The sequence below is a fragment of the Paenibacillus sp. FSL R10-2778 genome (assembly GCF_038593035.1).
In the GTDB taxonomy this organism is placed as follows: Bacteria; Bacillota; Bacilli; order Paenibacillales; family Paenibacillaceae; genus Paenibacillus_AQ; species Paenibacillus_AQ odorifer.
In genome coordinates this window covers 5,545,092-5,559,277 of record NZ_CP151956.1, presented here as the reverse complement: position 1 = coordinate 5,559,277, position 14,186 = coordinate 5,545,092, and the positions used below count along the sequence as shown (strand labels likewise).

At 45.3% G+C, this 14,186-nt stretch carries 7 protein-coding genes and 1 other annotated feature; all 7 genes read left to right on the top strand.

Translation table 11 applies throughout. The features are described from left to right. Nucleotides 1-78 precede the first annotated feature (78 nt). Nucleotides 79-1,365 (top strand): glutamate-1-semialdehyde 2,1-aminomutase, encoded by a 1,287-nt coding sequence (gene hemL / locus NST40_RS25020; protein ID WP_076129443.1) that lies wholly within the window; start codon nt 79-81, stop codon nt 1,363-1,365. Further along, nucleotides 1,362-2,297, top strand: coding sequence for an RluA family pseudouridine synthase (locus NST40_RS25015; protein WP_342410094.1), 936 nt, complete (start codon nt 1,362-1,364; stop codon nt 2,295-2,297). The genes hemL and NST40_RS25015 overlap by 4 nt, the downstream gene beginning before the upstream one ends. Before the next feature lie 331 nt (nt 2,298-2,628). After that, the gene (locus tag NST40_RS25010; RefSeq protein WP_076219618.1) at nt 2,629-3,996 is read left to right on the top strand and encodes a LysM peptidoglycan-binding domain-containing protein; all 1,368 of its coding nucleotides are present in this window, start codon (nt 2,629-2,631) and stop codon (nt 3,994-3,996) included. Nucleotides 3,997-4,190: 194 nt separating this feature from the next. After that, nucleotides 4,191-4,474, top strand: a binding site (T-box leader). A gap of 103 nt (nt 4,475-4,577) precedes the next feature. Further along, nucleotides 4,578-7,277 carry a valine--tRNA ligase gene (locus NST40_RS25005; RefSeq protein ID WP_076219617.1) on the top strand — a complete coding sequence of 900 codons (2,700 nt, stop codon included), beginning with the start codon at nt 4,578-4,580 and terminating at the stop codon, nt 7,275-7,277. A gap of 5 nt (nt 7,278-7,282) precedes the next feature. Beyond that, entirely contained in the window at nt 7,283-8,659 is a 1,377-nt protein-coding gene (locus NST40_RS25000) for a folylpolyglutamate synthase/dihydrofolate synthase family protein (protein ID WP_076219616.1), read from the top strand. A gap of 6 nt (nt 8,660-8,665) precedes the next feature. After that, entirely contained in the window at nt 8,666-10,042 is a 1,377-nt protein-coding gene (gene murC / locus NST40_RS24995; protein WP_036685137.1) for a UDP-N-acetylmuramate--L-alanine ligase, read from the top strand. A gap of 238 nt (nt 10,043-10,280) precedes the next feature. Next, the gene (locus NST40_RS24990; protein ID WP_339244631.1) at nt 10,281-14,015 is read left to right on the top strand and encodes an immunoglobulin-like domain-containing protein; all 3,735 of its coding nucleotides are present in this window, start codon (nt 10,281-10,283) and stop codon (nt 14,013-14,015) included. Nucleotides 14,016-14,186: the final 171 nt, after the last annotated feature.

Here is a 14,186-nt window from a genome sequence, read left to right as displayed (position 1 = left end):
GCGGCAGCTAATAAATGTTTGTACAAGCTTGTGTAACCAAGAAGAGAATAGGAGTGAAGATACATGAGTAATGTGCCAATGGCGCGTAAAGAGGAAGCGTCCCGGAAGGCTTTTGATGAAGCAAAACAATATATTCCCGGCGGGGTGAACAGCCCTGTACGGGCGTTTAAATCCGTAGGTCTGACTCCGATTTATGTGGATCATGGGATAGGTTCGCGTATTTTTGATATCGACGGCAACAGCTTTATCGACTATGTGCTCTCATGGGGTCCACTGATTATGGGTCATGCGCATCCTGAGGTTGTGAAGGCATTGCAGGAGACAGCGGTAAAAGGGACAAGCTTTGGCGCTCCAACGCTACTGGAAACGGAAATGGCAAAAACCGTTGTTGAACGAGTGGCATCTGTAGATATCGTACGCATGGTTAACTCTGGAACGGAAGCTACGATGAGCGCGATTCGTTTGGCACGTGGTTACACTGGGCGCAGCAAAATCTTGAAGTTCGAAGGCTCCTACCACGGTCACGCCGATAGTCTGCTTATTAAGGCTGGCTCTGGTGTAGCTACATTGGGCTTGCCGGATAGCCCGGGTGTCCCAGAAGGCGTTGCAATGAATACCATTACGGTTCCTTACAATGATTTGGAGTCCACTCAGATTGCTTTCGAACGTTTTGGCAATGAGATTGCCGCAGTGATCGTAGAGCCGATTGCCGGCAACATGGGCGTGGTTCCACCGCTTCCAGGCTTCCTGGAAGGGCTTCGTAAATTAACTTCTGACAATGGTTCGCTGCTTATTTTTGATGAGGTTATGACAGGCTTCCGTGTTAATCGTGGCTGTGCTCAAGGCTTGTTCGGGATTACTCCGGATATTACTTGTTTTGGCAAAGTTATCGGCGGCGGACTTCCAGTGGGTGCTTATGGCGGCAAAAGAGAGATCATGGAGCAAATCGCTCCTACTGGACCGATTTATCAGGCGGGCACACTTAGTGGTAATCCATTGGCGATGGCAGCCGGATATACTACGCTCAAGCTGTTGACCCCGGAAGTATATGATCGTCTGGAACAATTGGGTGCACGTCTGGAAGCGGGTTTGAAAAAGAATTCAATTGAGACTGGCATTCCGCTCACTATCAACCGGGTGGGATCGATGGTTTGCCCATTCTTTACTGAAGGACCTGTAATCAATTTTGAAACGGCTAAGTCCAGTGACACGGATCTTTTCCGTCGTTATTTTGGTCATATGGTAAACCAAGGCATCAGTGTGCCACCTTCACAGTTTGAGGGGATGTTCATATCGGCTGCACATAGTGAACAAGATATTGATGATACCATTGAGGGCCATTATAATGCCCTGAAGGCCCTTTGAGCATCGGAGCCGGAGAAAGAACCGGTGGTGGCGCTTGGACCCGGCGTGGAGAGTGGCTGGAGGTAACACCCGGCAAAATCATTACTGGAGCCGAGGATACGCAGGCAACGATTGACAAGTGGCTGTTAGAAACTGTAGGCATGCCCGAGAAACTTCATCTGCGGTTACGCCGCGAGGGAGGCATTCAGTGGAAAGGCGACCGGCTTCGGCTGGCGCTTTTTCCCGATCGTGAAGCGGGGCTTGAACCGATATGGGAAGAGCTTGAGGTGCTGTATGAGGATGATTTTTGCCTGGTAGCTCATAAACCAGCTGGGCTGGCGGTACATCCCGATGGCAGTGGAACAGGTGTAACTCTGGATCACCTCGTAGCTGCGCATTATATCACTTCCGGCGAAAATGTGGCTGTGCGCCATATTCACCGCTTGGACAAAGATACAACGGGTCCGGTGATGTATGCGAAAAATGAGTTCGCACAGTTAGTCCTGGACGAGAATATGCGTGAAAAAAGCATCTCGCGGCACTACGCCGCGATCGTTGAAGGCATCGTGCCGCCTGCGCTTAAGGTGATCGATGCCCCGATTGGGCGCGATCGGCATCACGCTGCGCGCAGACGGGTCTCGCTCGGCGGACAATCTGCCGTGACGCGAATCATCGAGCGCGAGGCACTGCATGGCGGAAGCCTGGTGCATGTGCAGCTGGAGACTGGACGGACGCATCAGATTCGCGTTCATCTCAGCCATATGGGTCATCCCTTGTATGGGGATGAACTATATGGCGGTCCGGTTTGGGCTTCCAGCGCTGCCGGCCGCCATGCCCTGCATGGCGAGGCATTGTCCTTCCGCCATCCTTGGAGCGGAGAACAGCTGGAAGTCAGCGATCCGTGGCCGGAGGATATGCTGCAGCTGCGAGAGCTGCTGTCTGAAGCACCCTGACAGATACGTAAGTGGCTAAGGAACAGTAGAATCAGCAAAAGCTGGTTCTGCTGTTCTTTTTCTATTTTTTCAGAAAAAAAACATCTATCCATGTCTTATTAATAAAAGCAGCATATAATACTTTGTTCTTACGAAGTAGTGCATCTATCAGCAGGCTGAAGGTTTGGTGAGCTCTTAAATTCATGAAATTTATTAGCATCCTGTCCGGTTAGTACTACCAAAGTTGTCATGCCTCTCTGTTTGAAGCATATACATGTGGGGAGTAACATTTTGGGCTTATGCTCTGGGCCTGTCTCAGGGTTAGATTATGCCAAGAAGGAGGACATATCCCGTGTTTGATCAGTCCCACGGCTTGCGGTTTGATATTTACGAACGCATTCACCTTTCGGAAGAGCTTCCGGGAATAGCTGAGCTGGAGGAGGTTGAACTACTTCCGGAAATTCAGGTGATTCAGCGGGAGGATCGTGCCGAGTTATATGGTCAGCTGTTGCTTACCGGGCTTTACCGGAGTGAAGATGACCGAACACAACGTCTGGAGCATGCCATTCCCGTGGAAATCACTGTTCCGCTTACACGCGTCAGCTCGATTGAAGATATTGGGGTAGAGATTGAGAATTTTGATATCGATCTGCTCACGATGCGCACTGTGAATATAACAGGCGTATTATCGCTGCGGGGGATCGGTGGTGCGGACCCTCAACCTCAACCAGCCTGGCAGCAAGAGGAGTATACAGTCGCCTATTCTCCTGTGAATGATGACAGGGTAGAAGCTACTACGGAGCTACAAGAACAGGAAAATGATGCACTTTATGAAAATTCTCAGTGGACCTTTGGTGAGGATGCCTCACAGGTTGCTGTAGAAGAACATGAGCATGCCGAAGCGAATGAACAGGAAGCAGAAGAATCATTAGTTTCAAGTGGAGCCGCTCATACGTCCCCTGTAGTCAATTTCTCATCCGGTCAGGAGAAGGACAAGGGAGCTAAAGCACGGACACATAGTCTGGAGTCCCAAGTTGAGGATGCTAAAGCGGGTTTATCCGATTACTGGTTTAAAGCCGAGGCCCAGAACAAAGAGGTTGAGGTGTCTCAGCTGAATCAAGCAAGCTATGTGAGCGAAGAGAACCAACAGTCGGCAGAGGAATATTTTACTCCTAGAGAGACCGCTGTTCCAGCCGTTAGTGCAGATGCAATTCAGGATATCCCTGTGTTCGCTTCTGAAAATGAGGCTAATAATGCGCTTCCTAAGCAAGAAGAGAATACTGCGCCGATTAATGAGAATGCGAACGAAGTTTTTGTTTCACAAGAGAGTGTGGCTTCTCATGAGGAGAAACAAGATCTTAAGATCGCCTTGGGCAGCAAAAAAGAAGCAGAAATTCCGGAAAAAGAACATCTCACCTTCTCCTCTTTACTAAGCTCCAGTCGTGTCCGTAAAGAGCAGGAAGCTCTGCAGTCGGATGCAAACACATCTGCAGCAGTGGACGTTCCAGAGGTTGGCAATAATACGGAATGGAAGAGCAGATTCATTGCCAGCGCGGATGGAGCTAACATGTTCCGCAAAGTTCGGCTGTGTATTGTGCAGCGTGAAGAAACACTGGATACCATAGCAGAGAAGTATCAGCTAAGTGCGCGGGAACTGGTAATGTATAATCGCTTATCCGGGCAGAGTGTAGAGGAAGGTCAAGTGTTGTACATCCCGTAATCGAATCGTGATGCGTACACACATGAATAGGTGAATCCCGATCAGGTATTAGGATCGGGATTTTTGCTGTTTCTTTGTTGGAAGGGATGCTTCAGAAGAAATAAGTCGAAATTCAGCCTAAAGTCCCGCTGCAAAGGCGTATCCAGGTTGACTAGGGGGGGCTCAAAATGTATTATGGAGTAAGCAATATCTAAGTAAAGACTGGGAACGGGAAGAGTAGGCGGTCAGCCCTTCAGAGAGCGGAATTGCAAGTGCTGTGACATTCCGTAGGAAACAGCCCCCGAAGTCGCCCCGGAGTCGCCCTTCTGAGCTTATCTTCATATTTGTGAAGGATAAGTTAGGTTGTGGCCGGTAGCAGCCGTTATCTGTACGAGTGTCGCGCTAAGCTTCTGAATCCGTAGGGTAAGAAGTGTAGTTTTATTTTTCATTGGCGCGAAACAAAGGTGGTACCGCGAAAGAATGACCTTTCGTCCTTTGAGACGAGGGGTCTTTTTGTTTTTTTCAGAGACCTGTGCGCTCTATACAGCAACTTTATTAACAACTATAAGCAACTACAAGTAAACTAGTGGAGGTATCAGAGAATGGCTGACCAAAACCATCTAACAGCGGCAGATGCTGCCGCTACGAATGAATCTAAAAACGAGATGCCAACAACGTATGATCCGAAGGCAGCAGAACAGAAATGGTATTCCTACTGGACAGAGGGCGGATATTTCCGCGCAGGCCAGCGTCCGGATGCTAAAGCCTATAGTATTGTGATCCCGCCGCCAAACGTAACGGGAATGCTGCACATCGGGCATGCGCTCGATTTCACATTACAGGATATCCTGATTCGTACTAAACGGATGCAGGGCTTCGATACGCTTTGGTTGCCAGGTACGGACCACGCAGGTATTGCAACACAAACGAAGGTAGAGCAGAAGCTGCGCGAGCAGGGGATTTCCAGACATGACCTCGGACGTGAGAAGTTCCTGGAGCAGGTGTGGGATTGGAAAGACAAATACGCGAACACCATTCATGAGCAGTGGGCAAAAATGGGACTTTCCCTTGACTACTCCCGCGAGCGTTTTACCCTCGATGAGGGTTTGTCTAAGGGAGTTCGCGAGGTATTTGTTAAGCTTTATAATAAAGGCTTGATCTATCGCGGTAAACGTATCATCAACTGGGACCCGGCGGCTCGTACGGCGTTGTCGGATATCGAGGTTGAATATAAGGAAGTTAACGGTCATCTGTACCACCTGCGTTACCCACTTAAAGATGGCAGTGGACATATCACTGTAGCGACCACACGTCCGGAGACGATGTTGGGTGATACGGCAGTTGCTGTTCATCCTGAGGATGATCGTTATAAAGATCTGATTGGTAAAACGCTGATCCTGCCGATTATCGGCCGGGAGATTCCAATTATCGCTGACGAGTATGTAGATAAAGAGTTTGGTAGCGGTGCGGTTAAGATCACGCCAGCTCATGATCCAAATGACTTCGAGGTAGGTCAACGGCACAATTTGCCGCAGATCAACGTAATGGATGAGAGCGGTACGATGAACGAAGAAGCAGGACCTTACAAAGGTCAAGACCGGAGTGAATGCCGTAAGGCCATCACGGCGGATCTGAAGGAGCAAGGCGTTCTGATCTCTATTGAAGATCATGTGCATCAAGTTGGACACAGTGAACGTTCAGGAGCGGTTGTTGAGCCTTACCTGTCCACACAATGGTTCGTGAAGATGCAGCCCCTCGCCGAAGCTGCCATCAATGCACAGAAGGATGGTAATGGGGTTAACTTTGTACCTGAACGGTTCGAGAGAACCTACCTGAACTGGATTGAAAACGTACGCGACTGGTGTATTTCCCGTCAGCTTTGGTGGGGGCATCGTATTCCGGCTTGGTATTCTGAATCTACCGGTGAGCTGGTTGTGGCGAATGACGAGGAAGAAGCGCGCCGGATCAGCGGCTTAACCGACCTGAAACAGGACGAGGATGTTCTGGATACTTGGTTTAGCTCCAACCTCTGGCCGTTTGCAACCCTAGGCTGGCCGAATGAAGACAGTGCAGATTTCAAACGTTACTATCCGAACGATGTGCTCGTAACGGGCTACGATATTATTTATTTCTGGGTAGCGCGGATGATCTTCTCGGCACTAGAATTCACCGGAGAGAAACCATTCTCGGACGTATTGATGCATGGTTTGGTACGGGATGCTGAAGGACAAAAAATGTCCAAATCACTCGGAAACGGTGTAGATCCGCTTGAGGTTATCGAGAAGTATGGCGCAGATGCTATGCGTTATATGATTTCTACCGGCAGCACAGCGGGTCAGGATTTACGCTTCCGCTGGGAAAAGGTAGAGCAGGCGCGTAATTTCGCTAATAAGATCTGGAATGCGTCACGCTTCGCCCTCATGAATCTTGAAGGAGTTAGCTTCGAGAATATTGACATTACTGGTGAGCTAACTACGGCTGACCGTTGGATTTTACACCGCCTGAACGAAACTTCTCGTGAAATTACGCGTCTAATTGACTCGTACGAGTTCGGCGAGACCGGCCGCCAGCTGTACAACTTCATTTGGGACGATTTGTGTGACTGGTATATTGAGTTCGCGAAGCTGTCGCTTTACGGAACGGATGCCGCAGCCAAAGCGAAGACACAGTCCGTACTTGCTTATGTACTCGACCGCACCATGCGCTTGATCCATCCGTTTATGCCGTTTATTTCGGAGGAAATCTGGCAGCATCTGCCGCATGAAGGAGAGACAATTACTTTGGCTGCTTGGCCTGAGTATGATGCTGCTCTGGAGAACCCGCAAGCGGTAGCGGAAATGAACCTGCTGATGGATGTAATCCGGGCAGTTCGTAATATCCGTGCTGAAGTAAATGTACCGATGAGCAAAAAGGTTGATTTGATTATTAAAGCGAGCAATGAGGAAACGCTGAGCATCATTACTCGTAACGACAACTACATCGGACGTTTCTGCAATACCTCTTCTTTCGAAGCTGGCCTGAATCCGGAAACGCCAGACAAGGTAATGTCCGCTGTAGTAACGGGAGCGGAACTGCTTCTGCCTTTGTCGGGGCTGATTGATATTGAACAAGAAATCGCTCGTCTGGAAAAAGAAGTGCAGACGCTGAACAGCGAAGTAGAACGCGTAGAGAAAAAGTTGAGCAATCAGGGCTTCGTGGCCAAAGCTCCCGCAAAAGTTATCGAAGAGGAGCAGGCGAAGCAGGCAGATTATTCTGCCAAACGTGAGAAAGTACTTGCCCGCATAGCAGAGCTGAGAGGATAAGAGACATGGATGACCTAAATCGGGGCGGGAGCACCGCCCCTCTTGCGACATATACCGAAGCGGTTAACTGGATCAAGGGCCTGATTCCTTTTGGAATCCGGCCAGGTTTAGACAGAATTGAGATGTTGATGGACAAGCTGGGAAACCCGCACCGTCGGCTGAAATTTATTCATGTGGCGGGTACCAACGGCAAAGGCTCCACCTGTGCTTTTTTGACAAGCGCACTTTTGCAAAGCGGCTATTCTGTCGGCACCTTCACGTCTCCGTATATTACGAAGTTCACGAACAGGTTCCAATATAATAATACGGACATTCCTGAAGAAACTCTTCTTGAGCTAGTGAATACCCTTCGTCCTTTGGTAGATGAGATTGCAGAAACGGAATTTGGCTCACCAACGATGTTTGAGGTAACTACAGCTGTGGCCATTCTATTTTTTGCGGGTGTTTCTTGTCCGGATGTTGTCGTATGGGAGACTGGGCTTGGGGGAAGGCTGGATGTAACGAACATCGTTACTCCGATCGTGTCGGTGATTACAAATGTCGGCCATGACCATATGGATATTCTGGGAGATACACTTGAGAAGGTTGCAATGGAGAAAGCCGGAATTATCAAACCCGGTGTACCTGTTGTTAGCTGCGTAAATCAACCGGAAGTCGTGGCTGTACTCAAGGAGAAAGCGGCGGCTTGCCGCTCTACTCTTTATCTTGCCGGAGAAGATTTTAGCTATGAAGCTACTGGAATCCATGGGGATGTGCAGACCTTTAACTTTAAGGGTCCCTTCCGTTCGCTTGAACTTGGGATTGTGATGAAAGGCGAACACCAGATTAGCAATGCGGCGGGAGCCATGATGGTTCTTGAAGTTTTGCGCCAGTATATGGCGTTCATGTTAGAGGATGAAGATGTTCTGGAAGGATTGCGTCATGCATTTTGGGCTGGAAGGCTGGAAGAGGTAAGTAAATCTCCGAGGATCGTACTGGATGGAGCACATAATCCGGAAGGCGCGGAGAGCCTTGCCAAAAGCCTGCCACAGCTCTATAAATACGGTAAATTAAATTTACTTATGGGAATGATGGCAAATAAGCATCATGAATCCTACTTTAAGCATATACTGCCTATAGTGGATACGCTCATCCTGACCGAACCGGATTTCCAGAACAAAATGGACGCGGAGAATCTGCAGGTTATCGCAGAAAGTCTGCGGGATAAATATGCCAAGGAAAACTTGGTAATCATAGTAGAACATAATTGGGGAAAAGCGCTGCAACAACTGAAGTCGATTACAGCGGAGGATGACCTTGCCGTCGTATCTGGTACGCTGTATTTGATTTCTGACGTGCGCGGTACACTTTTGCAGCAACCCGATACTGAAAAAGGCTGGTGACGACTGTTGGATACTACTGAACGTGTGCATTTTATAGGGATCGGCGGCTACGGTATGAGCGCGATTGCCCGAGTAATGCTAGAAATGGGATATACGGTTACGGGCTCCGATGTGGCTGCCCAAGAATTGACGGATAAATTGATTGCTAAAGGTGCCAAGATTTATATTGGGCATACAGCAGAACAAGTAAAAGGTGCGGATCTGGTCGTGTACTCAACGGCTTTGTCCAGCGATAATGTGGAATGGGTAGAAGCAGAGCGTCTTAAGATTCCAATTCTGCACCGCTCACAAATGTTAGCCCGTTTATTGAACGAACGTAAAGGGGTAGCCGTTGCCGGAGCGCATGGTAAAACAACTACATCCTCTATGATCGCACTTGTAATGGAAGAGTGTGAAGTTGATCCTACGTATATTATCGGCGGAGAGATTATGAACGTCGGTACGAATGCAAAGGCAGGACAAGGCGATTATGTAGTGGCGGAAGCGGATGAGAGTGATGGCTCTTTCTTGCACTATCACCCTTGGCTTGGAATTGTCACGAATGTGGAAGCAGATCACTTGGAGAATTACGGCGGAGATTTTAACCGTCTCAAGGCTGCTTATGTACAGTTTATGAACCAGACCCGTGAAGACGGCACTGCGATTGTGTGTGCAGATGACGAGAACGTGATTTCTTTATTGCCTGAAGTGTCAGGTAAGGTGATTACTTACGGCATCAAGTCGAAGACTGCAGATTATATTGCCACAGACATCGTTCTTGGCGACCGTCAGGTTTCGTATACGATGAACCATAATGGCGTAGTATTGGGACAAATTGAACTATCCGTGCCAGGCCAGTACAATCTGTATAATTCAATGGCTGCGGTTATCGCTTGTTTGAAGTCAGGAATCTCTTTTGAAAAAATCGCTGAAGCGATCGTGAAATTCCATGGTGCGAAGCGCCGTTTTCAAGTGCTCGGAGAAGTCGATGACATTCTGGTCATCGATGATTATGCGCATCACCCAACTGAAATTCAGGCGACAATCAGTGCTGCTAAGGCAACGGGGAAACGGATTATTGCCGTATTCCAGCCTCAGCGGTATACACGTACGTTCTTCCTGCTAGATGCCTTCAGCCGCGCCTTTAGCGAAGCAGATGAGGTGATCATCACCGACATCTACTCTCCGGCAGGTGAGAAGCAGATTGAGGGGGTTACATCTGCGAAGCTGGTTGAGCTTATTGTGCAGAACAGTAACGCTGGTGCAAGACATCTGCCAACCAAAGAAGATGTGCTTGCTGATCTGAAACCTCGTATTGCCCCAGGTGACCTAGTGATTACGATGGGCGCAGGCGATATCTGGAAGGTTGGATACGCATTGGCGGACGGCTTGAAGAAGCGTTAATACAAACACAGGCCTACACGAGAATATTCATATTCTCTTGACCATAGCACTTCCCCCGAGGTTCCATCAGATAATCTACATGTTTATCTGGATAGGGCTTTTGGGGGGGTGCTTTTTTACTTATATTTATATGTATGAAAAGAATATGTACTTATTTAATATGGTAAAAAAAACCTATAGTATATACCAATAGTCTTGTATAGTAATAGTAATGATATAAGGAAAAGGAGAATACAGAATGATAGCCCCAAAGAAACACAAATATTTTATAGGTATGCTTTGTTTATTACTTATTTTTACGTATTCAATGCCAGCATTAGCAAAAAACACTGTTGAAAGACAACACTGGGCAGCTCAAACCATCGCCACATGGAATGAAAAGGGATTGCTAGATATTAATGAGAATATCTCGATTTCACCTGATCAGCGAGTCACACGTGGAGAATTAATTGCATTGATAAACAATGTTTTTGGTTATGAAGATACAACATCTACTGAATTTGTGGACATCCCTATTAATGCGTGGTATCAAAAGGATGTTGAGAAAGCTGTTAATGCTGGATATTTAAAAGGCATTATGAATTCAAAAGGTCAGTTAGAGGCTGGAGCGGAACAAAAAGTAACACGTCAAGAAGCGATGACATTAATCAGTAAAGCGTTTGATTTTCAGTATAGTGAAGCAGATCAGAATTCGCTTAAAAAATTTGTGGATTATAAAAAAATTGCTCCCTATGCCTATGACAATCTTACATATGCTGTAAATAAAGGATTTCTCTCTGGTTTTCCTGATAAAACCTTAAGACCAGGTGACCAAGTTACCTTTGCAGAGGCACTGACGATATTAAATAATATATCCGGAGAAATAATTACAAAAGAAGGAACTTATAGCACGATGTACAAAAATAACGTAGTGGTGAATACCCCTAACGTTACATTTAGTAATACGACAATTCAGGGTGATCTGTATCTTGTTGAAGGAATTGGTGCAGGTGATGTTACTTTGGATCACGTAACTATTAAAGGGGATATATATGTACGGGGCGGTGGAGAAAACAGCATTAAGCTCAATGATTCTACTGTAGAGGGTAAACTGTCGGTTGCAAAACAAAACGGTAAGGTTAGAGTTTTGACTACAGGGAGTACACATATCCCTAGTGGAGAGCTTTACAGTGGGGCAATTATACAGTCCGATAATGGAAACATTGATAATATCAAGGTTGTAAACAATGCAGCAGATCATTTAATCAAGTTGGCTGGAAATTATAAAAAGGTCGAGCTAGCTTCAGTTAATACGAGAGTGAATTTTACTAACGGAAATATAGATCATTTAGAAGTTATTAATCCCTTAAGCTCTCCTAATAAACTTCCTTATATTCTTATTCTTGATAAAGGTACTACAATTTCGAAGATGCTTATCAAAGCAGGAATTAATTTATCTGGTGAAGGCGAGATAGATTATGCGAAGGTCGAAGTTAATAATGTATCATTTGAGTTTACACCGAAGAAACTGGAATTGCTAGAGGGTATAACCCCAACCCTGAAAAATACGCAACTTAATACTGGCGCTGTAGTGGGCGGAGCCAGTGGTGGTGGTAGCGATAGTGGTAGTGGTAGTGGTAGTGGTAGTGGTAGTGGTAGTGGTAGTGGTAGTGGAGGAGGGTCAGAAAGTATTGTTGATCCAGATGAAGAGGATGTTTTACAAGCTAAATCAGCATTGTTACTTGAAATTGACTCAGAAAATGTCATGAGCAATTTAGTATTACCCTCTAAAGGCTTAAATGAAACTACTATATCGTGGAATTCTTCTAATCCTGAAGTTTTACAAGCTAACGGTACTATCAGTCGTCCTGGGTTAGGAGAACCTGATGTTAGCGTTTTATTAACGGCTACGATAGTCAAAGGGGGATTTTCAGTTAACAAGCAGTTTGAAGTGATTATTAAAGCTAAACAACAAGTAGAAGTGGATGAAGATGATCGTCTTGCCTTACAGGAGGCAAAGCTGGTATTCACCTTAGGAGATACTAGTCAGGTTACGCAGAATTTGATTTTGCCAACTATGACCCAGGATGGTATTAGTATTGTCTGGACCTCTCAAAATCCAGAGATTGTTAGCGAGAGTGGTCATATTTACAGGTTAGAATCAGTGGATAGGGATGTTGTCTTGAACGCGACGCTTACAAAAGGTAACATTCAAGTCACAAAAGATTTTGTGATTATCGTAAAATCCATTCGGTTTGACACTATTTCAAGTGATCTTCTTGCCGCTAAAGAAGCCTTGGATTTAGGAGATATAAGTTCAGTAACCGGAGATGTTTATTTACCTACAAAAGGATTAAATAATACTTTGATTATTTGGCACTCAGATAATACTAATGTGATCTCTGCCAAGGGTAAAGTGACAAGACCAGAGTTTGGAGAACCTGACGCAACGGTTACATTAACCGCTACGATATCCAAAGAAGAGGTTTTGACATCTAAAGTTTTCAACGTCACTGTAAAAGCAAAACTTGAGGGTTCCCTGAAGAGTTTTGTATACAATGGATATAAAGCTTCTATTGACAACTCCAAGGGGCAGGTTAATTTGCTTGTACCAAGGTCAACAAAGCTTGAAGATGGGATTATTAACTTCGTTACTACGAACGGAACCTTAGCTATTGATGGGATACCAATAACTGAAGGTCAAGCAGTTAAACTCCAATCTAAACAGGAGATAACTGTTACTGAAGAAGGAAAAGAAGTAAATAGCTATCTGCTCATTGTGGAAGTATTAGAGTCGGGATTGCCAGCAGTAATTATTACCACGGAGGCTAACCAGGCAATTCTTGATAAAGAAAATAAAATTGACGCAGCTATGAAGATCGTTGATGGAAGCACTCAAACCTATGGAGTAGGATTGTACGATGGCGCTATCACGATTAAGGGCAGAGGAAACAGTTCTTGGAATATGCCTAAAAAATCATATGCAGTTTCTATAACGAATTCAGCTCCCGTCCTAAATATGCCAAAAGATGAAGATTGGGTACTTATTGCTAATTATGCGGATAAGACACTCTTGCGAAATTATACGGCATATAATCTTGGCGAAATGATAGGTATGAAGTATAGCCCAAGAATGAGGTATGTAGATCTATTCCTAAATGGAGAATACCTAGGGAATTATCTCATAGGGGAAAAAATAGATATATCAAAATCACGTTTAAATATTAATAAACTGAGTGCAAATGATACATCTGAAGAGTCGATAACTGGTGGATATTTGATTGAGAAAGACTGGTTAAATAGATTGGATGTAGATGATAACTATTTTCAGACAACACGAATCGCTGGTGAAAATGTTTTTGCCATAAAAAAGCCAAAATCAAATAAGATTAATTCACAACAATTAAGTTATATCAGTACTTATTTTGAGGAAGCTGAAAAAGCATTGTACAGTGATCATTTTACGGATATATCAACGGGATATAATAAGTATTTTGATGTTGATTCTGTCATCGATTGGTACTTAATCAATGAGATTTTTAAGAATGCAGATGCTGCTTTTGGAACTAGTGTTTATTTCTACAAAGACAAAGGCGGAAAACTATCAATGGGGCCGCTCTGGGATTTTGACATTGGTGGGGGAAATATAAACTATGCTGATTGTGACGACCCTGAACAATTTTATATTAAAAATGCAGAGTGGATATCCAGATTTTTTGAAGATCCGAAATTTGTTCAACGTGTAAAAGAACGATGGACAGAGATCAAAGGTAATCAACTACCTGCTATGTTTAGTTTAATTAATCAAACTAGCTCAACACTAGAACTTTCTCAGAGATATAATTTTGAGAAATGGCCAGTTCTGGGAATGGACATATGGCCTAACCCCGATGGTTGGCAAGATCGGATTACGTATGATTCAGAGGTGGATTATTTTATAAATTGGTTAACCAAACGTATTCAATGGTTAGATGACGCATTTTTAAAAATGTAAATTGAAATAGAGCTACAAAAGCACTTCCCCCGAGTTCCGTGCAGGGGGAAGTGCTTTTTTGTATACTTAAGCGGTGTATGTACATTCTAAAAAATGAAATAAATAGGGTATTTGCTGAACTAGCCATTGAGTGCTATAGTGCTGTCAGTAGAGGATCAATTTTTCCGTGTA

What these genes read in the sequence shown, in the direction of transcription:
- hemL (WP_076129443.1), top strand. Translation starts at nt 79, where the DNA reads ATGGCGCGTAAAGAGGAAGCGTCCCGGAAGGCTTTTGATGAAGCAAAA.
- NST40_RS25000 (WP_076219616.1), top strand. Translation starts at nt 7,283, where the DNA reads ATGGATGACCTAAATCGGGGCGGGAGCACCGCCCCTCTTGCGACATAT.
- NST40_RS25005 (WP_076219617.1), top strand. Translation starts at nt 4,578, where the DNA reads ATGGCTGACCAAAACCATCTAACAGCGGCAGATGCTGCCGCTACGAAT.
- NST40_RS24990 (WP_339244631.1), top strand. Translation starts at nt 10,281, where the DNA reads ATGATAGCCCCAAAGAAACACAAATATTTTATAGGTATGCTTTGTTTA.